Here is a 26376-nt window from a genome sequence, read left to right on the forward strand (position 1 = left end):
AAAGTAAAATGGTTAATGTAGAGGTTTATCTCATGCAATAGGGTCTAAATGGGCGAATTGATTGTGACGCAATATGATAGAAATCTTTTTTACATCCTAAATTTTAATCGATTTTGAATAAAATTGAGTGACAAAATTTGGAAGCTCATTTAAATCCTTAATTTTGGACTCCTAAACTTTAAAGAAAAAATGAAAAATCTACGTTCTATTGTGTCAGCTTTGGCCCTGACTTGTTTGGCCTTCGTTTCTAATGCTCAAAAAGCCGCTGATTACGCAGGTGAATACACGATGAGCGATAATCCTTACGTGAAAGTCTTGAAATTAGCGGACAAAGAAGGTAAGTTAATCATGTCTGCAGAAGGTTTTCCAGATACGGAATTAACCGCTGGAGCTAAAGCGGATGCGTTTGTATTAGGCGGAATGGGTGGAGATATCGTCTTTACACGTGAAGGTGGTGCAGTAACTAAATTAAAGATTGAAGCGCAAGGTCAAACCTTAGAAGGCGTGAAAGCAGGTGCAGCTGCATCAGCAGGTGGATCTGAATACGCAGCTTCTTATAAGATGGCTGATAACGAATACGTGAAGAAAATGATTGTCGTTTCTAAAGACGGTAAATTGATGATCTCATCTGATGCAAATCCATCTGAAGGAGCGGTTTTAACAGCGGCATCTACTCCAGATACGTTTGCTACAACCTTGCAAGGCTATGAGGCAGAAATTACTTTTGGCCGTGCGGCTGGAAAAGTAAAAACGATCAAATTATCTGTAGCTGGTGGTGCTGTGGTATTAACTGGTGATGTAGAGTAATTTATTCTTCATTCATAAAAAAGGGCTTCGTTATCTAACGAAGCCCTTTTTTTATTTCAATTGTCTGCGGTAGAGTTGAATCGTATTCTCTAAGCCATAATACAAGGCGTCACATATGAGTGCGTGTCCGATGGATACTTCGTTCAAAGGATTGACGTTTGCCTGGAAAAAGGCTAAGTTTTCTAGACTTAAATCGTGGCCAGCATTAATGCCTAAACCTAATTGATGGGCTCTAAAAGCTGCTTTTCGGTATGCGGCAACCGCTTGCGTCGGATTGGTAGGGAAATCGTTCGCATAAGGTTCCGTATATAATTCGATGCGATCAGTGCCTGTAGTGGCAGCGGCCTCGACCATTTCTAAGACAGGGTCCACGAAAATGGAAGTGCGAATGCCGGCTTCCTTAAAGGGAGCAATCAGTCGCTTCAATAACTCTTGGTGTTGAATGGTGTCCCAGCCGTGGTTGGAAGTGATTTGGCCTAAAGCATCAGGGACTAAGGTCACTTGCTCCGGTTTAACGGCTAAGACCAATTCTACAAAAGAGGCTTCTAATGGATTTCCTTCGATATTAAACTCCGTCTTCACCGCTTTTTTCAAGGCATACACATCCGCGTAGCGAATATGGCGTTCATCTGGACGCGGGTGTACCGTAATGCCCTGTGCGCCAAAACGTTCGCAATCCAACGCCACCTGGATTAGATCCGGGTTATTACCACCTCGCGAGTTACGCAAGGTGGCAATTTTATTAATATTGACGCTGAGTCTAGTCATTAGATCAATTTATGTGCCGCTAAGTATTCTGCGATTTGAACCGCATTGGTAGCCGCTCCTTTACGCAAGTTATCGGCAACAATCCAAAGATTCAAGGAGTTCTTTTGAGATTCATCGCGGCGGATACGTCCTACAAAAACCTCATCTTTTCCGTGTGCCGTGATTGGCATCGGATACACTAAGTTCTTTGGATCGTCTTGAACAATGATTCCTTCTTCTTTTTCTAAGATCGCACGAACTTCAGCTAAATCGAAATCGTTCTCGAACTCGATGTTCACCGCTTCGGAGTGTCCTCCGATGGTAGGAATACGAACCGTTGTGGCTGTCACCTTGATGGAGTCGTCCATCATGATTTTGTTCGTCTCTAAAATCATCTTCATCTCCTCTTTCGTGTAGCCGTTTTCTAAGAACACGTCGATTTGAGGGAGAACGTTTAAGTCGATTTTGTACGGATATACTTTTGCATAATCCGTCTTTCCAGCGCGCTCATCAAATAATTGATCGACCGCTGCTTTACCCGTTCCTGTTACGGATTGGTAAGTAGAAACGACCACACGCTTGATTTTGTATTTTTTGTGCAAGGGATTTAACACGACTACCATTTGGATGGTCGAGCAATTCGGGTTTGCAATGATTTTATCTGCTGGAGTTAAGGTGCTCGCATTGATTTCTGGAACGACTAATTTCTTAGTAGGGTCCATACGCCAAGCGGAAGAGTTGTCTACTACGGTGATGCCGGCCGCCGCAAATTTAGGAGCCATCTCTAATGAACTGCTTCCTCCTGCAGAGAAAATTGCCACGTTTGGTTTCATCGAAATCGCTTTTTCGTAACCCACCACCGTGAAGTCTTGGCCCTTAAAATTCACCTTTTTACCGATCGAACGCTCGGATGCTACCGGGATTAACTCCGTAACAGGAAAATTTCTTTCCGCTAATACTTTCAAAATTTCTCCGCCTACTAGTCCAGTGGCGCCTACAACTGCAACTTTCATTCTATTTATTATTTTATAATGGATATGTGATTCCTACTGATACTCCTGTTTGCCCCGAGGAGCTTAATTTTAAGCCCATTTGAGCCTTACTTAATTCATTATATCGTTTTAACGCTTTGTTGAAGTGTCTGTTACTTACGGCTCCGATGTAGACGTTTGCTAACGCTACGCCTCCCACTGCTGACCAGTAAAAGCCCTCTGATATGCTTCCTTTACTCAAATAGGTAGAAAAAGCGAACACAGTAGAGAAACCGGCTAACCAGCCAGAAAGTTTACGTTGACGTTTGAATTTCAAGAATTCGACATTGACTTCTGGGTCTCTGGCCTCCATTAAAGGTATTTGTAATGCCAAAGGATGGTCAACTAACTGCCTGTCATACATAAATCTCCTCGTCCAAACCCCTTGTACTTCTTCAATGGGAAGCAATTTCTTTTCCTGTGCCATAGCGCTGCCAGCGGCAAGAAGTAAAAAGAAAATTAAAGTCCTGATTTTCAAAGTAAAGCTTGGAATTTAGCCCACAAAATTAGGGCTTAAAATGGGGAAACGAAAGGAAAATTAGCGAAAATCGTACAATATCGTCGGGCAAATGGCGATGTCCAAGGGTATATCATGGCTTTCGACCTGCTCGATCAAGTCAACTGGATCGAAAAGACTGATGCCTATTTTCAGGCAATCTGGCCTACATAAAGCTAGGTAACGATCATAAAAGCCTTTGCCATACCCTACGCGTTGCCCGTTTTTGTCGAACGCTAAAAGTGGGATTAACACAATATCGAAATCGGTCGGTTTTACCACAGTGCCTCCTACAGGTTCGGGAATGCCCCATTCAGAGCTAGTGAATTCTGACGCTAATACCATTTCCATCGTGCCTTCCGCAGCTGAAATCACGCGCGGAAAAGCAAAGTCGCCTTCGAGTGAATCTAAACTAATTTCATTCCGATGGGGGATGGCTTTGAAGCTGGCGATAGTTTTGCCGGGTGTTAAGAAAGGGGTCAAGAATTCGATGACCCGCTGGGAGCGCTCACGGAATTCTTTTTCCGGTAGTTCTGTGCGCTGCGCCAACACTATTTTTCGAATCTCGGCCTTCTTCATATTCAAACCTAGTTAATTGCGTTCGGAATACAAATCTTCACGTGAGATGTTCCGTATAATTTTGTATTTTTGCCTCAATTTTGCCAATTTTTTCATTTTAACCCCACACGTCTGTGAGCTTTAAGGAATACAAAAATTTAGATTACGCCGCTTTGGCAGATGAAATTCTAGATTTCTGGAACGCGAATAACATCTTTGAAAAATCCATCTCCACCAGAGAGGGACAGCCTACGTTTACGTTTTTTGAAGGACCTCCTTCTGCAAACGGAACGCCGGGTATTCACCACGTGATGGCGCGGGCGATTAAGGATATTTTTTGCCGGTACCAAACCCTAAAAGGGAAGCAGGTAAAGCGTAAAGGGGGCTGGGATACACACGGTTTACCGGTGGAATTGCAGGTAGAGAAAGAATTAGGCATTACGAAAGAGGATATTGGCAAGACGATTTCGGTCGAAGAATACAACAAGAAATGCCGCGAGACGGTGATGAAATTCACTGATCAGTGGAATAATTTAACGGAGAAAATGGGTTACTGGGTGGATCTTGAAAACCCTTACGTGACTTACCAAGCGAACTATATTGAGAGTGTTTGGAACTTATTGAAGCGTTTATACGATCAAGGTTTATTGTACAAAGGCTACACGATTCAACCGTATTCGCCAGCGGCGGGAACGGGTCTTTCGTCCCACGAATTGAATCAACCGGGTTGCTACCGCGATGTGAAGGATACGTCTTTAACGGCGCAATTTAAGGCGATCAAGAACGCGAAATCGGAATTTTTATTCAAGGCTTCAAGCGATGCGCCGGTCTATTTATTGGCTTGGACGACCACGCCTTGGACTTTGCCATCGAACACCGCTCTGACGGCTGGAAAGAATATTACGTATGTATTAGTGAAGACCTTTAATCCGTACACCTACGTGCCGGTTTATGTGGTGTTGGCCAAAGACTTAGTCAAAAACTACTTCCAAGCAGCCGCCGAAAACGGCGACTTTGCGGCGTACGAAGCAGCCGAGAAAAAGCCACAGGCAATTCCATATGAGATCGTTGCGACTTGCAAAGGATCGGATTTAGAAGGAGTAGAATACGAGCAATTGATGCCGTATGTACAGCCATCGGCGCCAGCGTTCCGCGTGATTTTAGGGGACTTTGTGACGACCGAAGATGGAACCGGTATGGTGCATACCGCACCGACTTTTGGAGCAGATGACTTTAGAGTAGCTGCCCAAAACAACATTCCAGCGCTATTAATTACCGACGAAAACGGCAAAGAAGTACCATTAGTGAATCGCCAAGGCCGTTTTGTGGCGCAGGTGACAGACTACGCTTTGGAACCTGTAAAAGAAGCTTATTTAACGGACGAAGAGAAAGAAGCGGAGCGCGTGAAGCAAGGCCGCGACAAGTATTTGTCTGTGGATGAGCGTATTGCGATTCAATTAAAGACGGAAAATAAAGCATTTAACGTACAGAAATTTGATCACCCGTATCCCCATTGCTGGAGAACGGACAAGCCGGTCTTGTATTATCCATTGGATTCCTGGTTCATCAAGACGACGGCGGTAAAAGATAAATTAATCGCCTTAAATAAGACGATTCAGTGGAAGCCGGAGTCGACTGGAACGGGTCGTTTTGGGAACTGGTTAGAGAATTTAGTGGATTGGAATTTATCCCGTTCTCGCTATTGGGGAACGCCTTTGCCTATTTGGCGGACGGAAGATGGTGCTGAGGAAATCTGTATCGGCTCTTTAGAGCAATTGAAAACGGAGATTGAGAAGGCGCAGGCTTCTGGGAATTTAACCTCGACGCAATCAGCAGGTAACGCAGCTTTTTTAAAGGCTTTAGCAGCGGGAGAAGCAGATTTACACCGTCCATTTGTGGATGAGGTATTCTTGCTTTCAGCGACAGGAAATGTGTTAACAAGGGAATTGGATTTGATCGACGTTTGGTTCGATTCAGGTGCGATGCCGTTTGCGCAGTGGCATTACCCATTCGAAAATCAAGACATATTCAAGCAGAGTTATCCGGCGGATTTCATCTCGGAAGGGGTGGATCAAACGCGTGGTTGGTTCTTTACATTGCACGCGATTTCGTGCATGGTGGAAGATTCTGTGGCGTTCAAGAATGTCGTTTCGACGGGATTAGTGTTGGACAAAAATGGAAACAAGATGTCCAAACGCCTAGGCAACGCCATCGATCCATTCGAGACTTTGAAAGCCTACGGAGCGGATCCGACGCGTTGGTACATGATCACGAATGCGCAGCCTTGGGATAACTTGAAATTTGATTTAGCTGGGATTACGGAGGTGCGCAACAAGTTCTTTGGCACACTGACAAATACCTATAATTTCTTCGCGATGTATGCGAACCTGGATGGATTCGTTCCTGCAGGCATAAAAGAGGAGGATTTAACGGAATTAGATCGTTGGATTCTATCTAAATTAATGAATTTGATCGCGGAGGTCGATGAGGCTTTCGAGACCTACGAGCCTACGAAGGCAGGTCGCGCGATCCAAGATTTCGTCTGTGATCACTTGTCTAACTGGTATGTTCGTTTGTCACGCCGACGCTTCTGGAATCCGGAGACGGCTAACCAGGCGATCAACGCGGACAAGCAAGCGGCTTATGAGACTTTATACCATTGTTTAGAGACGGTGGCGCAATTAATGTCGCCGATAGCGCCGTTCTACGGAGAATGGTTGTACAAGAATTTGACGGGCAAAGAATCGGTTCACTTAACGCATTTCTCGAAAGTAAATCCGAGCCTACAAAACCCAGCCTTAGAAACGTCGATGGAATTAGCGCAAGGTATTTGTTCGCTGGTTCACTCGATTCGCAAGGTGCACCGTTTGAAAGTGCGTCAGCCGTTAGCGCAAGTTTTAGTGCCCGTACTACAAGAGTCCGTGAGAGACCAAATTCGTCGCGTAGAGGATCTGATTAAATCAGAGGTAAACGTGAAGGAGGTTAATTATTTGAATGACGCGTCTGGGGTATTGAACAAGAAAGTGAAGCCTAATTTCAAGGCTTTAGGCCCTAAGTTCGGGAAAGATATGAAAGTGGTCGCGGAGGCCATCACAGGTATGTCTTCCGAGGATTTAGCGGCAATCGAGTCAGCGGGATCTGCGAAGATTCAAGGATTTGAGATTGCATTAGCGGACATTGAAATCTTGACAGAAGACATGCCGGGTTATTTGACGGCAAGCGAGGGTGGATTGACAATCGCGTTAGACAATACATTAACGCCGGAATTAGTTCGCGAGGGGAACGCACGCGAATTCGTGAACCGTATCCAAAACTTACGTAAAGATTCTGGTTTTGATGTGACGGACAAAATACATATCCAGGTGCAGCGTTCGGACGAAGAATGGACAGCCAGCTTGAATGAATTCAAAGCCTATATCTCGCAGGAGGTGCAAGCCTTGAGTTTGGAATGGGTGGATTCTGCTTCGACTGAACTTACTTTTGAGGAATCTAATCTGTTCGTGAATGTCACGGTAGCTTAAAATATGAGAAAACTCACCTGCTTACTATTCTTGCTGTGTGGGTTTTTGCGTGTTTCTGCGCAATCAGAAGTGCTTCCAGAAGCGCTGATGGTGGACGGCATGCGCGCCTACATGAAAGAGGATTTTGGCGAGGCGATCTTGGTTTTCGAGAAACTCGCTAAAGTTCAGACGCAGGAGCCGGCGGTCTTTTATTATTTGGCCAAAAGCTACCTCGCAGACAAACAACTCACCTCAGCGAGAACAAACGCGGAGAAAGCACACCTATTATCGCCCTATTCCTTCGATTATGGTCTTTTATATGGAGACCTCCTCTTAGCGAACAAGGAATACAAAAAGGCTTTGGCCTGTTTCGAGAATCTCTTAGCCTACGACGATCACCGTTTCGACAATGAGCCGGATATGATTCGGGTGAAGCAATTTGTCTTTTTATCGAAAGGTGATGAGGCGAAAGAAACGGCTGATAAAAATGCGTATTATCTGCAAGCAGCAAATCTGGGGCCTGTTCAAGAAGAACTTTGGGTACGCATCATTCAATTAGATTGGGAATTAAATCGAAAAGAAGCCGTGGTGGAACATGCACTGGAGGCGCTGGATAATTACCCTCGCATGGCGCCCTGGGTGTACCCTATTTTAGGAGATGCCTACCAGGCTTTAGGCAATAATTCTGCGTCGGATGCAGCCTTTGATAAAGCCTTAGCTGCTAATCCGAAGGATGACCATGTGCTGAACAATTACAGTTATTTCTTGTCGATCCGTAAAGAAAAATTAGCCCTAGCAGATACCCTTTCTGCCCGCTTAGTGGCGGATCATCCGAAAAATGGCACCTATTTAGATACTCGCGCTTGGGTGTTATTCGAACTGAAACGCTATCCAGAGGCGCGCATAGCGATGGAAGCCGCTCTGAAAGACAAGGAAAATGCCTCTGCGACTTTGTGGGAACATTATGGCGATGTGCTTTTTCGATTGAAATTAGTGGAAAAAGCGCTAGACGCTTGGAAAGAAGCACTTCGCTTAGATCCGTCTCGCGAATCAGTAGATAAAAAGATTCGAATGCGTCAAATTCCCGAAAATTGAGCTATTTTTGTTACCAAAATTCCTCCTTATGCGGATTCTTTTCAGTCTTGTTTTTCTTTCTCTGCTGGGTGCCTGCGCACCTAAGGCGACGGTGGCGACGACTATTCCGGTGAAGGTAGACACCATTCAGGCAGATTCTGTTCCTGTGGTGGCGGTGGCCGCACCGGTAGAAGCAGTGGATCAACTTCCTACTTCCGATGATTTGAATTTCACCTATTTAAAGGCAAAATCGAAGGTGATGTGGAAAACGCGTACGAACACGGATAATTACATCGTAGATATCCGGATGAAAAAGGATAGCATTATTTGGGCGAATATCTCTGTGTCGATGATTTCTGGGGCAGCTGTTTTGTTCACTAAAGAACGCGTTCAATTCTACCACAAGATAAATAACGAATACACAAATTTGACTTATGATAGTTTGAGTACGAGTTTGGGTTTCAAAGTGAGCTACGATTTGATTCAAAATATGATTGTAGGAGACCAGCCTTATAAGAAAAACAACACGCGTCGGGTAGTTCGAGAGAATGAAAATTTTCTAGTGAAGCAGCAGGAGGGGCACGTGGAGGTCAATAATTGGGTGGGCCCTAATCGGAAGTTGAAGAAATTATCGGTGAATGATCTTCCTTCATCGAATAAAATGACCTTGGATTACGAGGATTTTGCGAATTTAAATTCGGCGATTTTCCCATTTTCGAGTTCCATCACATTGGATGTGAAAAACAAAGAGAATCAAGTGAATCAGACTTTGATTACCATTAAATATTCTAAAGTAGAGTTGTTAGATACGCCTTTGGAATTTCCTTTTAAAGTACCTGCCAAACTATTAAAGCATTGAAATACCTTTTCCTCCTATTCGCGTTCCTTTTAACAAGTTCATCTTTCGCACAGACAGATAAGAAAGCTGCTTTAGAGCAGCAGAAGAAAGATAATTTGTCCAAAATCAAGGAACTTAATTCGATCATCTCTCGAACATCTAAAAAGAAAAAGGCTTCCTTAGGAAAGCTGAGTGTTTTGAAGGAGCAAATCGGGGTGCAGAAAAAGCAGATTACAGTTTTAGAACAAAATCAACAAATCTTAGCAGAAGAAGCTCAAAAATTACGGAATGAAGGCGATGTGCTGAAGGCAAAATTAGAGCGACTTAAGAAGCAATATGCTTTGATGATATATGAGGCACAAAAAACATCTTCCGTTTATAATAAGATGAGTTTCTTGTTATTGTCGAATGATATAGGAGAATTCGTGCGCCGCTTTGATTACTTACGCCACTATTCTACAAACCGCAAAAAGCAAGCAGATTTGATCTTTAAGACCCGTCAAGATTTGATGACTAAAGAACAGAAAGTAGTCTTTAAGAAGCAGGAAGAGAAAAAAGTGATTGTAGAGAAGGAAGGGGAGAAAAAGAAGTTAGAGGTGTTGAAAACGAAGGAAGACCAGGTCGTGACTGTCTTGACTCAACAAGAAAAGAAATTAAAAATTGAGTTAGAGAAGAAAAAGTTATCTGTCCGTAAATTGGATAATTTGATTGCAGGAATCGTTCAGCGCGAGATTCAAAAAAGTATTGAACGGGAGCGAAGACTTCGTCAAGCACGCCAAGTAAAAAAGGTGGAGGTTGTGAAGCCAGCTTTGCCAGAATTGAAGAAAGGAGAAACGACGAAGATTTTGGCTGAAAAACAACCAGAGAAAAAAGATTCTCCTAAAGAAGAGAAGAAAGTAGCGGTTGCTGAAGCGAAGAAGTCGAAAGCAGAACCTGCTCCAGCACCAGCGGTCGAAGAGAAGAAGATTGAAAGCAATACCTATTATATGAACGCTGATGAGGCGAAATTAGCGAGTTCATTTGCTGCCTTGCGCGGTCGCATGCCGTTCCCGGTGCCATCTGGATTTATTTCGGATCATTTTGGCGTTCATAAACATCCGTTATTGAAAGGGGTGATGATCAATAATAATGGGATTGATATTCAAACGTCTCCAGGTTCACCTGTACATTCCGTATACGATGGTGTAGTGCAATCCGTGGTGAATATTCCAGGTATCAATATGGTAGTAGCCATTCAGCACGGGGACTATTTCACCGTATACAGTAAGCTGGCAAATGTATCTGTGAGTGTAGGAACGCGGGTGAGAACAGGCCAACGCATCGGTTCGGTCGCATCAGATGAAGATGGAACGGCAGAGATTAATTTTCAAGTTTGGAAGAATACGGTACGCCAAAATCCAGAATCCTGGCTTCGTCGCTAGATCGAATACGAAACTTTCAAACTGATATTACGACCTTGATCATCTGCGTAATAGCGGAAACGATTCAAGTAATCGCGGTATGCTGCGTTCAATGCATTTGAAATGCGAAGGTTTACATCAAAACGACGCATTTTTACACCCCAATTTAGGTTTACTAAAAAGTACCCCGCTGGCGGTTCTGCATAATCAGACCCTAGTTCCACGCGTGTCTGTCTAGATACTTGGGTGATTCCTCCGCTGATATAGTGTTTACTCGTAAAGGCATAGCGAAGTAAGTATTCAAAACGATCTGCTGGAATATTAACCATATATTGGTCGTTTTGAGTATCAAAGGCCCGCACAATACTCGTCTTCTGTTGTACCGATAGACGAGGGCTAATCAGGTAGCTTGCTTGGAAATCAATCCCTTGAAAACGTGCATCTATTTGTTGGTAGCTAAAAATAGGAAAGACCCCTCTGACCGTGGTGGCATAAGCTGCTGTCAAATTAATGACCGAAGGGCGCAGATAAATAAAATTGTGGATTTGATTCGAATATAATCCAACTTCTATATCCCAACGCTCTGGTTTGAAATTGGTAGAAAAGCTGATATTTGTCCCCGTTTCTCCTTTCAGATCAGAATCCCCGATTTCATAGGCTCCGGCACCGTGGTGGACGCCATTGGAGAATAATTCATTTGCACCGGGTGCTCTAAAGGCTCGGGAAACGGTGAATTGAGATTCTGTTAGCTGATTCCAGTGGTAGGTAAATCCAACACTTCCAGAAAGGCCCGCAAAAACGTGCTTATTTCGTAAAATGGTAGTAGAGAAATTAGCCTTTGGTCGATGTGTCTCGATTTCTTTTACATCGTACCTAACGCCGGCCTCGACTTCCCAACGTTCTGTGGCTCGCCTTTCGATGGCAAAAACACCGGTATTTCGCAAGGTATAATTAGGCAATAGACTGGTGGTCAACGTAGGGTTTTGAACTTTTTGGCCCGACGTTATATTGCCTTGATCTAAGAAAGTAAAACCTGCTTGTCCTTTCCAGCGTTTGTTCGTATTTGTCTCATCGTACAACAGTTCTCCACTGTAAGTGTCTAAATTAAAGCGAAGCGTGTTGATGTTTTTTCCCGCCCTTAATACATCTAATTCCCATCGTTCATCTGATTGCGCCGCAACTGTAGCTCGTAAAGTAGCTTGATTAGGGAGGTGGTAGAAGGCTTTAATTTTGGCTAAATCATGCCATACATCCTGATTAGGACGATCAATTTTACGGATAAATTCAGCAGGCGTGAAGGCTTCCAAAGGACGAGGTAAAGCGATCGATCGCTCTAAATCCGAAATGTTGCCTATGTGAGAGCCTTCATAAATGCCAATCACAGTGTGGAATCTGCTGTAAAATACATCGCTCCCCCAACTATTCGATTTATAACCTAAAGCAATAGACACATTTTCCTCCTTCACGCCGGTGTTACTTAGATAATAATCAGCCGTCTGCACATTTCCTCCATCTTTCAAAGTGCCCTGTACGCGCCAGCCCCAGCCTTTAAGTCGAGGGATTCCACCTTCCAAAAGCCCAGAAATTACGCCCTGTCTCCCATTACTAAAATAGATACTTTGTATTGCTCCATGGATGGCGGAACTGTCAGGCAACGCATTCGGTTCCAGCATGACGATTCCTCCAATGGCATCACCACCGTACCGAAGTCCACCTGGACCTTTGATCACTTGAATGTTTTTAGAGACGAAGGGATCGATTTCGGGAGCATGTTCGCTGCCCCAGTTTTGGCCTTCTTGTCTCACTCCTTGATTTAAAATAATGACGCGACTCGAATGTAGTCCGTGAATCACCGGTTTTGAAACGGAACTTCCTGTTTGCAGACTTTGCACACCTGTTAACCCTTTCAGCATTTCGCCCAATGATAATCCATCTTTCTGCGAACGCTCTTCTGCACTTAATTCAGATTTTAACTGCGAAGTGATTTCTTGCTTTCTTCCTTGGACAAAAACCTCCTGCAGGTGCTCATCGTGCGTGCTTAATAGGAAATCTTCTTCTTTTTCATCCGCCAGGTTAATGATTGTCTCGATGGGGTCGAAACTCGCCATTTGGCATACCAAGGTGTATTTTCCAGGACATAAATCGCTGATTATGAACTGGCCTTTAGCGTCTGAAATAGTGGCTTTATTTGTTCCTTTGATATAAATGTAAGCGCCTGGGACTTTCTCTTTATTCTCTTTCGATGCCACGATACCTTTTAAAGTACAATGGCAATTCGTTTGTGCGAAGCCCGTAAAGGAGTAAAGTGCGAGAAAGAGGAAAAGATATTTCATACAGTTAATAGGGATTAAAGATAGGGGAAAACCTGCTTTTAAGCGAATCATCGTCAGGCTAAAAGATGAACGGATTCTCAATGTCGATGAAAGAGGTAATTCCGGCTATTAAAATTTTGTTTAATCTTTTTAAATATTTTTTAAACAAATTATTTGTTTTGTTTAATCTTTTTATAAATTTGTTGAACAAAATAGACATCGATATGACAGCTCTTGAGTTTACTTACCAAATAGGCACTTTTTCGAAGTTTTTGCGCCCTTTCGCCTTGCGTTTGACCAAAGACGGAGACGACGCAAACGACTTAGTCCAAGATACGTTAGTGAAGGCTTTTACGAATAGGGATAAATACCAAGACGGAACAAACTTGAAAGCGTGGTTATTTACGATCATGAAGAACACCTTCATTACGCAATACCAACGCATGGTTCGCCGTAACACCTTCATCGATACGACTGATAATTTACATTACATTAATTCGATGGAATCGCTGCAAGAAAATAAAGCAGTTAATTCCTTCATCAACGAAGATATTCAAAGCGCCTTATCTAAAATTGATTCGATGTACCGCGTTCCTTTTATGTTGTATTTCGAGGGGTTCAAATACCATGAAATCGCGGAAGAGTTAGATTTGCCAATAGGGACGGTAAAAAATAGAATTTTTATGGCTAGACGTGATTTGAAGAACCATCTTCACATGTACGCCTAAGAGTTTAAATAGGTTTTGATTAGTTTTTTGGTTAACAGAAGGAAGTTAAAAAGCCAGATTTTATCTGGCTTTTTCTTTTTAGGCTTTGGGCCAAAAGAAAGATCGGTATATTTGTTAAATTAGAAGAATTATGAAGAAAGTTATCGTCATAGGAGCAGGATTTTCGGGCCTTTCAGCAGCAACTGAATTAGCTTCGAAAGGATATGAAGTCCAAATTTTAGAGAAAAACGATCATGCGGGTGGTCGCGCGCGTGTTTTCCAATCAAATGGATTTACCTTTGATATGGGGCCATCCTGGTATTGGATGCCGGATATTTTCGAGACGTATTTTAACCGTTTTGGGAAAAAACCAGCAGATTATTATGATTTAGTTCGCTTGGATCCATCTTATTCTGTGATCTTGTCGGAGACGGAAAAGATTGATTTACCTGCCAATTACAACGATCTAAAAAACTTATTCGAATCTTATGAACCTGGAGCCGCGGCGCAATTAGATGCGTTTATGGAGCAGGCAGCGTATAAATACAAAGTGGGGATTCAGGATTTTGTTTGGAAACCCTCTCGTAAAATCACCGAATTTTTAAGTCTTAAATTGCTCATCGACGCGATTCGCATCGACGTATTTTCTTCGTTTTACAAGCACATTCGCAAGTTCTTCACCTCGCCTACTTTGTTGAAATTGATGGAATTCCCCATCCTTTTCTTAGGCGCGATCTCAGAAAATACCCCAGCGATGTACTCGCTGATGAATTATGCGGAAATCAAATTAGGGACTTGGTATCCAATGGGAGGTATGCACCACATCGTCAAAGGGATGGTGGCGCTTGCAGAGGAAAAAGGGGTAAAGATTACGTATAATGCGGAAGTGCAAGGATTTGAAATCGTCAATGGAAAAGTGACAGGAGTTAAAACGGCTGCCGGATTACAACAAGCGGATGCTTTTGTGGCAGGTGCTGATTACCACCATGTCGAAGAATTGCTAGGCGATGGATTGCGTAATTATGATGAAGCGTATTGGGATAAGCGCGTGATGGCGCCCTCATCACTCTTATTTTACTTAGGGATCTCGAAACGCTTACCTAATTTAAAGCACCACAACTTATTTTTTGACCGAGATTTTACCGTGCATTCGCATGAAATTTATACGGATCCGGCTTGGCCATCTGATCCGCTTTTCTATGCTTCAGCACCTTCTGTAACGGATCCATCTGTGGCTCCTGAAGGATGTGAAAACGTCTTTTTATTGATTCCGGTGGCACCTGATTTGGAAGATACAGAAGAAGGAAGAGAGAAGTATTTTGAACACTTAATGGATCGATTGGAGGCCCATTGTGGCGTTTCCATTCGCGATTCCATCGTGTACAAACGTTCGTATGCGCACCGGGATTTCAAATCTGATTACCACGCCTACAAAGGAAATGCCTATGGCTTAGCCAATACGTTGATGCAGACGGCGATTTTGAAGCCAACGTTGAAAAATAAACACCTGGATAACTTGTATTATACAGGTCAATTAACGGTTCCTGGTCCGGGTGTGCCGCCATCCTTGATTTCAGGGATTGTGGTGGCGACGGAAGTCGATAAAGAATTAAAAGGATAATATGGATTTATACTTACAAGTTTCCCTTGCCTCAAGTAAGCTATTGACGAAGGCCTATTCGACGTCTTTTTCGTTAGGAATTCGAACACTGGATGAAAAAGTGCATGATCCTATTTATGCGATCTATGGTTTCGTGCGCTTAGCAGATGAAATTGTGGATACCTTTCACGATCAAGATAAGGCAGCTTTATTACAGCGTTTTCGCGAGGATACTTATCGCGCGATTGAAGAGAAAATTAGTTTGAATCCCATTTTGCATTCGTTTCAGTGGGCGGTGAATAAGTTTGGGATGGAACGCGAATTAATCGACGCGTTCTTGTATTCGATGGAGTTGGATTTGACCAAACGGGATTATAATCATGAGGAGTACAAGCAATATATTTACGGATCAGCTGAGGTGGTGGGCTTAATGTGCTTGCGCGTTTTCTGCGAAGGAGATCCAGCAGAATACGAATCCTTGAAAGCAGATGCATGCGCCTTAGGTTCGGCCTTCCAAAAAATCAACTTCCTCCGTGACATGCGTTCCGATTTCGACGAACGTGGACGCGTGTATTTTCCGGGAGTCGACTTTATGACTTTTACGGACGCAGAGAAAAAGGAAATCGAAGCGGATATTCAATTGGATTTTGATGCAGGTTTGCGTGGAATTCATCGCTTACCAACTGTCGCTCGCAAAGGCTGTTTACTAGCCTATGAGTATTATATCCGGTTGTTTGAAAAGATCAAATCCTTGCCAGCCTCTCGCATCAAAGAGGAGCGTATTCGCGTGGCAGACTGGGAAAAGATGTTTATTTATTTTCAATTAGCCCTTCGTAAATAGCGTGGAATTAATCGTTTTATTAGCCATAATGGCCTTTCTATATGCCTCCGTGGGACATGGTGGCGCGAGTGGATACTTAGCGGTTATGGCCCTCTTTGCGATCGCTCCGCCGGTGATGAAGCAAACCGCGCTATTGTTAAATCTAGGCGTTTCGCTGATGTCATTCATTGCTTTTTATCGCCAAGGCTACTTTAGATGGAGCCTATTCTGGCCTTTCGCCCTCGGATCTATTCCGGCGGCTTTTTTAGGCGCCCGAATTCCTTTGACGGATTCAACCTATAAACAGATTTTAGGAGCTTGCCTATTTTTAGCAGTGATAAGAATGGTGGTCACGTTGAAAGAGGGCGCGCGCAAGAGTTTGCCTGCTGTCTTAGGCATTTTCACGGGAGCTGCCATCGGCTTACTCTCCGGGATGATTGGTATTGGCGGAGGAATTATCTTGAGTCCACTCTTATTGCTTTTCCGCTGGGCTTCTTTGAAAGAAGCGGCAGCTGTTTCGGCTCTGTTTATTTTCGTGAATTCCGTTTCTGGTTTAGCCGGTTTGAAAACCTGGATTCCGATTGATCAATCGCAAATGATCTATTGGTTAGCGGCGTCTTTAGTGGGTGGTTTCTTAGGGGCTCGTTGGGGAGCAGGCTTCGCATCGAACGCGAAAGTGAAATGGATATTGGCTTTGGTTCTTGTGATTGCATCGCTTAAATTGTGGTTCGTATAAGTAGCAATAGAATGGAAAAGGTAAATCAAGATACCGGCTTTGGGGAGAAAACCTCGGATATGGGTGGCCGAATGGTCAACAAGGATGGGAGTTTTAATATCAAGCGAATAGGAATTAGCGTAAGGGATCGAGCCAGCGGTTACCAAAGTATGCTGACGATGCCGCGTTGGCGATTCTTAGCGATTATTTTCATCTTTTATTTCTTGATCAACTGCTTTTTTACAGTCTTGTATTGGCTCGCAGGTCCCTCTGGATTGGAAGGAGTGGAGAAGGTGAAGTTTTGGGGAAGAATCAAAGAATTATTCTTCTTTTCTACGCAGACCTTTACGACGGTAGGATACGGTCGAGTAAATCCAGTGGGTGAAATTACGAACTGGATTGCGGCCATCGAATCTTTAATCGGCTTTCTTTCTTTTGCGATTGCTGCCGGTCTTTTGTACGGTCGATTTTCGCGTCCGAGGTCCTTCATTCGTTTTTCAGATAGCTTAGTTTATGCAAATTACCGACAGGGTAAGGCCTTGATGTTTCGCCTGGTTTGCTACAAAGATGATCACTTGTTAACGAATGCAGAAGTGAAGCTAAATGCTCGAATTGTGACGAAGAACGAGGGTTATCAGTTCTTTAATTTGAAATTAGAGCGTAGTCACGTGGACAGTTTGGTGTTGAACTGGACAGTGGTTCACCCGATCGATGAAGACTCTCCATTTTTTAATTTATCCCAAAAAGAAATTGTCAATCTCCAGCCCGAAATTTCTGCAGACCTAACCGGCTTCGATGAAGTGTATTCTAGCGTCGTGGTGGCCCGTGTGTCTTATGCGATCAAAGACTTCAAGTTCGGTTTTAAATTCTTGCCTATGTATTTCGGTCGGAACCAGCGGACGGAATTAGATTTATCGAAATTAAACCTGATAGACCAGGAATAAAAAAAGCCCCGATTTCTCGGGGCTTTTTGATTAGTTTTTCGATCCAGTAACTGCACCCGCCTTTTTAGCATTTTGTGCTTCTTGCATGGGATTTTGTCCTCCGCTATACGTTCTGCCCTGCATCTTGAATAACTGCACCTTCGTAGGTTGAGCGGGTTCACGAGGGAAAGCGTTGTCTTCCGTATCAATATCAGCGATTTCGTAGAATGGATCTAGTGTCCACTTCACGACTTTCTTAGATGTCGGGATGATTTTCTTTGCTGTCACATCGTTCAAGCGCCAAACCTCCGCCGGGAAGCGCAATACCTCTTCTGTACCATCTTCATAGTTCAAGCGAACGATCACAGGCATCGGTAAGCCACCTTTGTTCTTGAAGTTAACCACATAGAAGTTTTTGCCTTCAGAAACTAATTTCTTTTCGTCGTCATTCAAAGACGCCATATAGTCTTGGTATTTTTTCTTGTCTGCTTCCGTAGGAGCGAAACGATCGTAGGTATTATAGAAGTCTGTCAAATCAGGATTTTCCTCCACTACCGTCCGTTTGATATCTGTTTTGTTACGAATTGCTGACATCGTTTTCGCTTTTGCTTCTGCTACCGCTTTATCTCCCGCCTTTTTAATCGCTGGATCTTGTGTGTCGATTCCGAACCATTCCACCGTCTCAATCGACTGATTCACGGGCTCCGTTCCATAGAACCAACCTCTCCAGAACCAATCCAAATCCACGCCAGACGCATCTTCCAAGGTGCGGAAGAAGTCTGCTGGGTACGGCTGTTTGAACGCCCAACGACGTGCATATTCTTTGAAGGCATAATCAAATAATTCGCGACCCATGACGGTTTCACGCAGGATATTTAAGGCCGTAGCTGGTTTGGCATAGGCATTATTTCCAAAATCCATGATATTCTCCGAGTTCGCCATAATAGGCACCTGGTTCTTCGAATCTAAACGCATGTACGGAACGATAGTCTGTGGCTCGCCACGACGCGCAGGGAAGTTGCGATCCCATTCTTGCTCCGCTAAGTATTGGCAGAAGGTATTTAAACCCTCATCCATCCAAGACCATTGGCGCTCATCCGAGTTAATAATCATCGGGAAGAAGTTGTGACCCACTTCGTGGATAATCACACCAATCATTCCATTTTTCACGTTCTCCGTATACGTTCCATCTGCCTCCGGACGACCGCCATTAAAGGAAATCATCGGATACTCCATTCCACCACCCGCTGTCGCGTGGCAAGAAATCGCTACTGGATATGGATAAGCGACCGTTCTTTTCGAATACGAACGAAGCGTGTGCGCTACCACCATGGTTGAATATTTACCCCAAAGTGGATTTCCCTCTTTCGAATAATACGACATCGCCCATACTTTTTTACCCTCTACTTCTACTTGCATCGCATCCCAAATAAATTTACGCGATGCCGTGAAAGCGAAGTCACGTACATTATCTGCTTTGAATACCCACGTCTTTTTTCCTGTTGGAACACTTTTCTCCGCTTTGATCGCTTCGTCTTGTGTTACGATTTCCACCGGGCGAGTCGCTGTTTTTGCTTGTTCCCAACGCTTTAATTGCGTAGCAGTCATCACTTGATTAGGGTTTAATAATTCCCCGCCCGCACCTACGACGATGTCATTAGGCGCTGTGATGGCTACTTTATAATTTCCGAAATTTAACGTGAATTCCCCTTGGCCCATGAACTGTTTGTGCTGCCAACCATATACGTCATTGTATACCGCTAAGCGAGGGAACCAGTGTGCGATAAAGTAGTTCGCAATATTGTCTTTGCCTAGAATTTCTAAACCAGAGCGACCATAGTATGCTGTAATCAAATAATTCCAATCAATGCCAAAGCTCACCGAAGCCCCCGATTTCAACGGAGTGGGTAAGTCAATACGCATCATTGTTTGGTTGATCGTGTGACGCAATGGGTTTCCTTTAGCATCTTTCACGGCCGTGATTTTATAACCGTAATCTTTCGGGTCCGTCAGTTCTTGAAAAGCACCAGCGCTGATGCCATTCTTGATTTCACCCGTCTTAGTCGTTTTACCTGGTGAGTTTTTTTCAAATAGATTTTGGTCTAATTGAATCCATAAATACGGTAAATCATCCGGAGAATTGTTGTAATAGGTGATCGTTTCTGACCCAATGATCTTGCGATTAATATCATCTAGTTCTACTTTGATGTCATAATCCGCGCGTTGTTGCCAATAATCCTTGCCCGGAGAACCACTCGCGGTCCGGTAAGAATTAGGCGTAGGCAAAGTCGATTCTAATTGCTCGAATCGGTTGTTTGCGTTAAAAGAGGTTTGGGCTTTCGCGGGTAACAAGAGGATCGTTAGCGCGACTAGCGTGAGTAGTTTTTTAAGCATGTTGAAAAGGTTATTTTATGCAAAATAGGAAATTTTATTTGATTTTGTAGCTGTGCTAATCTGTGCTAAAATATATTTGTATATAATAGGTATAATATGTAGTTTTGGGACTTTAAGAAGAAACAACATTAAGCATTATATATCATGAGTGTAATCATTGGTCAAAAAGAGTATTTCAAAGGCATTGGTCAAATCAAATTTGAAGGTGCAGAATCAGACAATCCTTTCGCATTCCGTTACTACGATGAGAATCGCATCGTTGCCGGCAAGAGCATGAAGGAACACCTTCGTTTTGCGATTGCGTATTGGCATTCGTTTTGCGGTGATGGGGCGGATCCTTTTGGACCAGGAACACACCACTACCCTTGGGATGTAGCATCTGATGCGCGTCAGCGTGCTGCGGATAAAGCCGATGCAGCATTCGAATTCATCACGAAGATGGGTGCACCCTACTATTGTTTCCATGATGTGGATGCGATTGATGGGCATAATGATCCCAAAGAATTTGGCGATCGTGTGAAATTTATCACGGATATATTTGCTAAAAAACAAGCAGAAAGCGGCGTGAAGCTTTTGTGGGGAACAGCGAACTTGTTCTCGAACGAGCGCTACATGAACGGTGCTTCTACGAACCCAAACTTTGAAGTGGTTGCTCACGCAGGTGCGCAATTAAAAGGCGCTATCGATGCGACGATTACCTTAGGTGGCGAAGGCTATGTGTTCTGGGGAGGTCGCGAAGGGTATATGAGCTTATTAAATACCGATATGAAACGCGAACGCGAAAACTTCGCTCGTATGCTTCATACGTGTGTGGAATACGCGCGTCGCAATGGTTTCAAAGGTAAGTTCTTCATCGAACCTAAGCCTTGTGAGCCTACGAAACACCAATACGATTACGATGCGGCAACGGTGATTGGTTTCTTACGCGAGTTCGATTTATTATCGGAATTTGGCCTAAACTTAGAAGTAAACCATGCTACTTTAGCTGGACACACCTTTGCACACGAATGCCAAGTGGCTTCAGACGCTGGTATGTTAGCGTCTATCGATGCGAACCGCGGAGATACGCAAAACGGCTGGGATACGGATCAATTCCCGACGGACATTTACGAATGGGCGGAGGCGATGTCCATCATCTTGAAGCAAGGTGGATTAGCCGGTGGTGGAATTAACTTTGACGCGAAACGTCGTCGTAATTCAACGGATATGGCGGATTTATTCTATGCGCACATTGGTGGTATGGATACGATTGCTCGTTCTTTATTGATCGCAGAGAAAATCGCGAAACATGGCGAAATGGATCGCTTGAAAGCGGAGCGTTATGCAAGCTTTAACTCGGGTAAAGGAGCGGATTATGCAGCAGGCAAATTGAAATTAGAAGATTTATACAAAATCGCGATCGAGGTAGGGGAACCTGCTCAGATCTCTGGCAAGCAAGAATACTTAGAGAATTTGTTAGGTCGTTTTGTTTAAAAATACGTAATTCGAGGTATGAAAAGAATTATTTTTCTCCTCCTGTTATTTACCTCTAGATTTATAGCGACAGCAGGGTCATCTGATCCTGCTGTTTTTTCTACCACTAAACCCTGGGCTTATTGGTGGTGGCCGGGGAGTGCGGTAACAGAAAAAGGAATCACACATAATCTGGAGAATTTTGCCAAAGCTGGTTTTGGCGGTCTCCACATCATCCCCATCTACGGGGCGAAGGGCTCAGAAGCCTTATTTCAACAGTATTTAAGTCCGGGCTGGCAAGCGAAATTCTTCTTTACGTTGAAAGAAGCGAAGCGTTTAGGCCTTGGAATCGATATGACGATGGGGACGGGCTGGCCTTTGGGCGGACCTACGATCACAGAAAAAGAGGCAGCGAAAAAATACCAATTCGTGGATGGCGTATTTACGACGGGTTTAACGGGTCAAAAAGTTAAACGCGCCGCTCCCGGCGGAGAAGGACTCGTCCTCGACCACTTCGACATGAAGGCCTTCGCCAAATACAGTCACACCTTTGTTCCCCTTTTAAAGAAATCCCATTCGCCATTGCGAGCCATCTATAATGACTCATACGAGGCTTATGGGTCGAATTATACACCGGATTTATTCCCCGCTTTTCAGCGATTAAATGGGTATGACCTGCGTAAGCATTTCGATGTACTGTCAAATAAAAAGGCGGAATCAGAGGAAGAGAACCAGATTTTTGCGGATTACCACCGGACGATGTCCACCTTGTTGCAAAACAACTTTGTGTTGCCATTTGATCATTGGATTAATTCGATGGGATTTACCTCTCGAAATCAGGCCCACGGTTCCCCAGGTAATTTGCTGGACATTTATGCGGCGGCGGATATTCCGGAGGCCGAGTTTTTTGGTTCGAAACCTTTCGATATTCCAGGATACCGCGTGGATCCGGAATATGATTCCACCACGTTTGGGATTCCGGATATCCGGGCGTTGAAACTCGCGAGCTCGGCGGCGAATTTGACCGGAAAGAAATTGGTTTCGGCGGAAACCGCGACTTGGTTAGGGAATCACTTCAAGGTTTCGATCGCACAGGTTAAACCTGTTTTGGATCAGGTTTTTGTGGGTGGAGTGAATCACGTGTTCTTCCATGGGGCGACCTATTCTCCGCCAGAAGTTGCGTGGCCGGGTTGGTTGTTTTATGCGAGTACGAACTTTAATCCCCAAAGTCACTTTTGGGAGGCGATGCCTGCTCTGAATAAATACATCGAAAATGTGCAGACGATGTTACAGGCGAATCCGACGGATAGCGATGCCTTGTTGTATTTTCCGATGGAGGATGTGTGGCATGCAAACAACGGATCAGGCAAATTGCATACGCTCGAATTACACGCGAACAGTCGGGAATGGTTGAAGAATACGTCCTTCGGTCATTGGGCGGGATTATTGCAGGACAAAGGTTTCTCGATGGATTATATCTCGGATGAATTATTGGCTGATTTGGAATTGACACCTTCGAAAACATTTAAAACTCGCTCGGGCGGGAATTATAAAGTCTTGCTAATTCCGGCGGCACATTATGTTTCGGTGGAGACACTAGAGCGCTTGGCCAAATGGGTAAAACAAGGCTATCCGGTTTATTTCCTTGAACATTTACCCCTTCATTTGAACACGTTCCATCAAACGAAAGAGGCCAAAGAACGTTGGGAAGCTGCCCGCAGCGCCTTATTAATGCGCGTGCTTTCAGACCCGGCAGATCAGCTTACTCGTTTGGGCGTTTCGGTAGAACCGATGGCTTCGAAGGGATTATCTTTTATTCGAAAGAAGACTCCGAAGGGCGCCGCCTATTTCGTGACTAATTTGAACTCTCGATTCGCAGAAGGGGCTATATCATTGAAGAAGTTATCGGGTAATGTGGAGATTTGGGATCCTTTAACGGATTCGAAATCGTATGGAAAAAAAGGTTCAGATGTCTGGCTATCTTTAGCACCTGGCCAAAGTGTGATCATTCAGCCGGTGGCTAAAATTCCTTCTTTAATTGTTCCAGCGGCTCTTAAAGTTAGAACAGAAATCGAACCTACCAATCTGCGCGTTCAGATAGAATCTAAAACGATCGCATTGCCAGATTTTAGCTATTATACCTCGCTAGACACCTCGCTGGCCGCAACTCCATCAGCCCGCTATACTTTCGATCTGACCTTATCAGCCGATCAAATCGCTAACGCGAAAGTGCTTCATTTATCTGAATTGCGCGATATGGCAAAAGTGCGAATCAATGGGAAAGACATCGGGATGATCTGGTCTCTTCCTTTCCAGCTCTCCATTCCAGCTGGAATCTTGCAGGAGCAAAATCAAGTGGAGATAGAGGTTATTTCAAATGCCGCGAATCGAATCCGGAAGATGGATCAGCAAGGAGTGGTGTGGAAGAACTTTTATGAAATCAATTTTGTGGATATCCGCTACAAGCCTTTTGATGCTTCTAAGTGGGCTATTGAGGATGGAGGAATGAAAGGTAAGCTCTATTTTACGAACCGATGAAGCCCTTCGTTAAAGACATAGCAGAAGCCTTACACGACCTAGCGGATGCAGACAATGCGTTTTGGATGCATAGCTATATGCGCGAAAAATACCCATTCCTAGGAGTGAAAAAACCAGAACGCCATGAAGTTTTCAAAGCTCTTTACAAGCAATACGGATCTTCTGAAGATTGGTTTGAAGTTTCCACACAACTCTTTGCGATGCCAGAACGCGAGTTTCAGTATGTGGCGATGGATTATGTGATGAAGGCCAAAAAATCCTGGGACAACCGCGTGCCTGCCTTATGTGAACTATGGATAGGCCAGGAATCTTGGTGGGATGTGGTGGATAATTTAGCGCCTAAGATCCTAGGGCCTTATTTTCTGCAATTTCCAGCGGAGCGTGATTTCTGGATTCAGCGCTGGATGGATTCTGGGAACTTCTGGTTGCAACGGGTATGCTTAGTTTTCTCTTTAGGTTATAAAGACAAAACAGATACCGTTTTGCTGGCGAAAACCATACAGGCATTGAGCTCTTCCAAGGAATTTTTTATTCAAAAAGCCATCGGATGGGCACTTCGCCAATATGCGCGAACGGATGCGGAATGGGTGTTGGATTTCGTCGAGAACAATGAGTTGGCCCCGCTGAGTAAACGCGAGGCCTTGAAGCATTTGTAACTATCTCTTCTTTTTAATGATCGCTAGTTCGTGCGCCGTGTCGTAGTACGAACGCAAGTTTGACCAATCGAACGTATCCGCAATACTTTCCACGCGGTTACGCTGGGTGATGCGATCGCGCTGCGATTGCTGGACAAATTTGAATAACAGATTCGCTAATTGCTCCGCCGCTTCTTGGTATGATTGAGTCTTGCGATTCACCACGCTCACGCCCCATTGTTCGTAATCGCGCATAATCTGCATCATATAATCGCCAAAACCCGAAAGATCCGACGTCACCGTAGGTACCCCGCGCGCCATACATTCCAGCGGTGTATAGCCCCAAGGTTCGTAATAGCTAGGGAACACACCTAAGTGGCAACCGCGCACAAATTGGCCATAATCTAAGCCGAAAAGCGGATTAGTAGAAACGATAAAGTCGGGGTGGTACACCACTTTGACTTTGTCGTCTGGGTTATTTAATAGATTCGTCCGGTGTAAATTCCGGATAATATCGTCTTCTTGTTTTAGCAAGTGCGTGACCACTTTAGGTCGCGCATTCGTCTTCCAAGTTTGCACGGTTCTGCGTAGACGCATCCGCCAATATTCATCCACAAACGCGTTTAAATCCGGCATCTGCAGATCGCTCGACGATGCGGAGGCCTTAAATAAATGTTCGCCTACCTCTTTCTCAATCGCGTGGCAGTTCTCTCTGATTTCATCTAAGACTGCACGGGAATGCAAGACCTCTGGATCAATCGAATGGTAGGGCTGCTTGGTCACGAAGAACATGACTACCGTTTTCTTCGAACCCGCCTCTTTCATTTTGCGATTCAAAATCGCCAAGGCATCTAAGGTAATATCGTATCCCTTATTCGAATATTCGAAACGTCCGGAGGTAAACAGGTAAAGTGTTTGATCTAGGTCAAAGGGTTGGCTTTGGAAGAAATGCCCCATCACGAAGTTTGAGATGCTCTCTTTGTATTTCGAGTGCAAGTTTTGGTGCTCGTGCAAAGCGGCAAAACGCTGGATGTTTAAGCCGTTTGGCAAAATTAATTCCGGGATTCGACCTAAGAAATACTGGCATTCTTTCGCCGTAATATCGCTGACGGTGGTTAGTACATCGGCTTTTTGGGCAGCGGCGCGCTCGAAGCAAGCTTGAGCCTCGATGCCATAGTGTTTCGCCTCTTTGTGCCAATCAAAGTTCTCGATGACATCATAGAAGTTAGGTACATTGCCCGCTAAATAGCGGCCTAACATAGTCGCGTGCGTGGTGAAGACGGTCGAAATTTTGACCTTGTCTTTCTTCAAATCCGGTAGACCAGTAGAAGCCATCCATTCATGGAAATGCGCCACTAGTTGGGTTTTATTTTTATTTTCTTCGGCCACCTCGGTTAAAAGGAGGCGAATCATTTCACCAAAAACAATCGTTTGGTCCACTAAATCCTCTACCCCTAAGGTCGAGATCTTGTGATTATCCCAAATACGTCCTTTGATCTCATTGACATTAGGCAATAAGGTTTCCAGTTCAAAAAGTACGATTTTAGGCTTTCCCGTGATCAACCAATAGCCATAATGAATGCCTAAACCTTTTTGGCGCAAGCTGATTATCGCGCGACCCAGCGGCGTTTCATCGGAAACGGGAATAGGTTCAAATTCCGCGGAGGCAGTTTGGGGAAAATAGGGTCCTAATAAGGCGTAATCTTCGCCCCATTTTTCGACCATCGAGGGAACTTTGGTCCGAATTACCGTGTAAATTCCGCCTACTTGATTACAGGTTTCCCACGCAATCTCAAACAAATATTTTTTCTTCTCTGCTGCCATAAAAA

At 44.2% G+C, this 26376-nt stretch carries 20 protein-coding genes; 13 read left to right on the top strand and 7 right to left on the bottom strand.

All coding sequences use genetic code 11. From position 1 onward, the window contains the following. The first annotated feature begins 189 nt into the window (after positions 1-189). Positions 190-807, top strand: a complete 618-nt coding sequence (locus SKC35_RS00395) for a hypothetical protein (RefSeq protein ID WP_377977537.1) — start codon at positions 190-192, stop codon at positions 805-807. Between the two features lie 51 nt (positions 808-858). Here the strand turns inward: SKC35_RS00395 and SKC35_RS00400 are convergent, their stop codons facing one another. The 4 genes from SKC35_RS00400 to SKC35_RS00415 form a co-directional block, all read right to left on the bottom strand. Further along, positions 859-1575 (bottom strand): pyridoxine 5'-phosphate synthase, encoded by a 717-nt coding sequence (locus tag SKC35_RS00400; RefSeq protein ID WP_377977538.1) that lies wholly within the window; start codon positions 1573-1575, stop codon positions 859-861. After that, positions 1575-2567 carry an aspartate-semialdehyde dehydrogenase gene (locus tag SKC35_RS00405; RefSeq protein ID WP_377977539.1) on the bottom strand — a complete coding sequence of 331 codons (993 nt, stop codon included), beginning with the start codon at positions 2565-2567 and terminating at the stop codon, positions 1575-1577. Before SKC35_RS00405 ends, SKC35_RS00400 begins: the two co-directional genes overlap by 1 nt. Positions 2568-2580: 13 nt before the next feature. Continuing rightward, positions 2581-3012, bottom strand: a complete 432-nt coding sequence (locus SKC35_RS00410; RefSeq protein WP_377977540.1) for a hypothetical protein — start codon at positions 3010-3012, stop codon at positions 2581-2583. A gap of 111 nt (positions 3013-3123) precedes the next feature. Continuing rightward, positions 3124-3660, bottom strand: a complete 537-nt coding sequence (locus tag SKC35_RS00415; protein WP_377977541.1) for a 5-formyltetrahydrofolate cyclo-ligase — start codon at positions 3658-3660, stop codon at positions 3124-3126. A 113-nt stretch (positions 3661-3773) separates the two neighbouring features. Here SKC35_RS00415 and ileS point away from each other — a divergent pair, with 113 nt between their 5' ends. From ileS to SKC35_RS00435, 4 genes are read left to right on the top strand one after another with little or no spacing between them, the layout of a single operon-like run. Beyond that, entirely contained in the window at positions 3774-7160 is a 3387-nt protein-coding gene (ileS, locus tag SKC35_RS00420; RefSeq protein WP_377977542.1) for an isoleucine--tRNA ligase, read from the top strand. 3 nt (positions 7161-7163) lie between these two features. Then, positions 7164-8234 (top strand): tetratricopeptide repeat protein, encoded by a 1071-nt coding sequence (locus SKC35_RS00425; protein WP_377977543.1) that lies wholly within the window; start codon positions 7164-7166, stop codon positions 8232-8234. A 28-nt stretch (positions 8235-8262) separates the two neighbouring features. Beyond that, positions 8263-9072: a lipoprotein insertase outer membrane protein LolB1 gene (lolB1, locus tag SKC35_RS00430; RefSeq protein ID WP_377977544.1), complete on the top strand. Its 810-nt coding sequence runs from the start codon at positions 8263-8265 to the stop codon at positions 9070-9072. Beyond that, positions 9069-10472: a murein hydrolase activator EnvC family protein gene (locus tag SKC35_RS00435; protein WP_377977545.1), complete on the top strand. Its 1404-nt coding sequence runs from the start codon at positions 9069-9071 to the stop codon at positions 10470-10472. Before lolB1 ends, SKC35_RS00435 begins: the two co-directional genes overlap by 4 nt. On the opposite strand, the gene SKC35_RS00440 is transcribed toward SKC35_RS00435, so the two are convergent. Further along, positions 10469-12784 carry a TonB-dependent receptor gene (locus SKC35_RS00440; protein WP_377977546.1) on the bottom strand — a complete coding sequence of 772 codons (2316 nt, stop codon included), beginning with the start codon at positions 12782-12784 and terminating at the stop codon, positions 10469-10471. The genes SKC35_RS00435 and SKC35_RS00440 overlap by 4 nt on opposite strands. Before the next feature lie 203 nt (positions 12785-12987). On the opposite strand from SKC35_RS00440, the gene SKC35_RS00445 reads away from it, so the two are divergent. The 5 genes from SKC35_RS00445 (at position 12988) to SKC35_RS00465 (ending at position 17549) form a co-directional block, all read left to right on the top strand. Then, positions 12988-13491, top strand: coding sequence for an RNA polymerase sigma factor (locus SKC35_RS00445; protein WP_377978394.1), 504 nt, complete (start codon positions 12988-12990; stop codon positions 13489-13491). A 130-nt stretch (positions 13492-13621) separates the two neighbouring features. Then, a complete protein-coding gene (locus tag SKC35_RS00450) occupies positions 13622-15091 on the top strand; it encodes a phytoene desaturase family protein (protein WP_377977547.1) in 1470 nt (489 codons plus the stop codon). 1 nt (position 15092) lies between these two features. Next, positions 15093-15911: a phytoene/squalene synthase family protein gene (locus SKC35_RS00455; RefSeq protein ID WP_377977548.1), complete on the top strand. Its 819-nt coding sequence runs from the start codon at positions 15093-15095 to the stop codon at positions 15909-15911. 1 nt (position 15912) lies between these two features. Then, entirely contained in the window at positions 15913-16626 is a 714-nt protein-coding gene (locus SKC35_RS00460) for a sulfite exporter TauE/SafE family protein (protein WP_377977549.1), read from the top strand. 11 nt (positions 16627-16637) lie between these two features. Continuing rightward, a complete protein-coding gene (locus SKC35_RS00465; protein ID WP_377977550.1) occupies positions 16638-17549 on the top strand; it encodes an ion channel in 912 nt (303 codons plus the stop codon). 30 nt (positions 17550-17579) lie between these two features. Here SKC35_RS00465 and SKC35_RS00470 read toward each other — a convergent pair whose 3' ends face one another. Next, positions 17580-19922 (bottom strand): M1 family metallopeptidase, encoded by a 2343-nt coding sequence (locus SKC35_RS00470; RefSeq protein WP_377977551.1) that lies wholly within the window; start codon positions 19920-19922, stop codon positions 17580-17582. A 144-nt stretch (positions 19923-20066) separates the two neighbouring features. On the opposite strand from SKC35_RS00470, the gene xylA reads away from it, so the two are divergent. The 3 genes from xylA to SKC35_RS00485 are packed head-to-tail and all read left to right on the top strand — an operon-like array spanning position 20067 to position 24568. After that, positions 20067-21395, top strand: coding sequence for a xylose isomerase (xylA, locus tag SKC35_RS00475; protein WP_130895971.1), 1329 nt, complete (start codon positions 20067-20069; stop codon positions 21393-21395). 18 nt (positions 21396-21413) lie between these two features. Continuing rightward, the gene (locus SKC35_RS00480) at positions 21414-23912 is read left to right on the top strand and encodes a glycosyl hydrolase (protein WP_377977552.1); all 2499 of its coding nucleotides are present in this window, start codon (positions 21414-21416) and stop codon (positions 23910-23912) included. After that, entirely contained in the window at positions 23909-24568 is a 660-nt protein-coding gene (locus SKC35_RS00485) for a DNA alkylation repair protein (RefSeq protein ID WP_377977553.1), read from the top strand. The genes SKC35_RS00480 and SKC35_RS00485 overlap by 4 nt, the downstream gene beginning before the upstream one ends. Here SKC35_RS00485 and SKC35_RS00490 read toward each other — a convergent pair whose 3' ends face one another. Then, positions 24569-26371, bottom strand: coding sequence for a glycosyltransferase (locus SKC35_RS00490; protein ID WP_377977554.1), 1803 nt, complete (start codon positions 26369-26371; stop codon positions 24569-24571). Positions 26372-26376 lie beyond the last annotated feature (5 nt).

It is taken from the genome of Aquirufa originis (assembly GCF_042714495.1).
Classification (GTDB): Bacteria; Bacteroidota; Bacteroidia; order Cytophagales; family Spirosomataceae; genus Aquirufa; species Aquirufa originis.

Bases quoted from the DNA above. Each gene is read 5' to 3' on its own strand.
- SKC35_RS00395 (WP_377977537.1), top strand. From the start codon at position 190: ATGAAAAATCTACGTTCTATTGTGTCAGCTTTGGCCCTGACTTGTTTG.
- SKC35_RS00400 (WP_377977538.1), bottom strand. From the start codon at position 1,575: ATGACTAGACTCAGCGTCAATATTAATAAAATTGCCACCTTGCGTAAC.
- SKC35_RS00405 (WP_377977539.1), bottom strand. From the start codon at position 2,567: ATGAAAGTTGCAGTTGTAGGCGCCACTGGACTAGTAGGCGGAGAAATT.
- SKC35_RS00410 (WP_377977540.1), bottom strand. From the start codon at position 3,012: ATGGCACAGGAAAAGAAATTGCTTCCCATTGAAGAAGTACAAGGGGTT.
- SKC35_RS00415 (WP_377977541.1), bottom strand. From the start codon at position 3,660: ATGAAGAAGGCCGAGATTCGAAAAATAGTGTTGGCGCAGCGCACAGAA.
- SKC35_RS00425 (WP_377977543.1), top strand. From the start codon at position 7,164: ATGAGAAAACTCACCTGCTTACTATTCTTGCTGTGTGGGTTTTTGCGT.
- lolB1 (WP_377977544.1), top strand. From the start codon at position 8,263: ATGCGGATTCTTTTCAGTCTTGTTTTTCTTTCTCTGCTGGGTGCCTGC.
- SKC35_RS00440 (WP_377977546.1), bottom strand. From the start codon at position 12,784: ATGAAATATCTTTTCCTCTTTCTCGCACTTTACTCCTTTACGGGCTTC.
- SKC35_RS00445 (WP_377978394.1), top strand. From the start codon at position 12,988: ATGACAGCTCTTGAGTTTACTTACCAAATAGGCACTTTTTCGAAGTTT.
- SKC35_RS00450 (WP_377977547.1), top strand. From the start codon at position 13,622: ATGAAGAAAGTTATCGTCATAGGAGCAGGATTTTCGGGCCTTTCAGCA.
- SKC35_RS00455 (WP_377977548.1), top strand. From the start codon at position 15,093: ATGGATTTATACTTACAAGTTTCCCTTGCCTCAAGTAAGCTATTGACG.
- SKC35_RS00465 (WP_377977550.1), top strand. From the start codon at position 16,638: ATGGAAAAGGTAAATCAAGATACCGGCTTTGGGGAGAAAACCTCGGAT.
- SKC35_RS00470 (WP_377977551.1), bottom strand. From the start codon at position 19,922: ATGCTTAAAAAACTACTCACGCTAGTCGCGCTAACGATCCTCTTGTTA.
- xylA (WP_130895971.1), top strand. From the start codon at position 20,067: ATGAGTGTAATCATTGGTCAAAAAGAGTATTTCAAAGGCATTGGTCAA.
- SKC35_RS00480 (WP_377977552.1), top strand. From the start codon at position 21,414: ATGAAAAGAATTATTTTTCTCCTCCTGTTATTTACCTCTAGATTTATA.
- SKC35_RS00485 (WP_377977553.1), top strand. From the start codon at position 23,909: ATGAAGCCCTTCGTTAAAGACATAGCAGAAGCCTTACACGACCTAGCG.
- SKC35_RS00490 (WP_377977554.1), bottom strand. From the start codon at position 26,371: ATGGCAGCAGAGAAGAAAAAATATTTGTTTGAGATTGCGTGGGAAACC.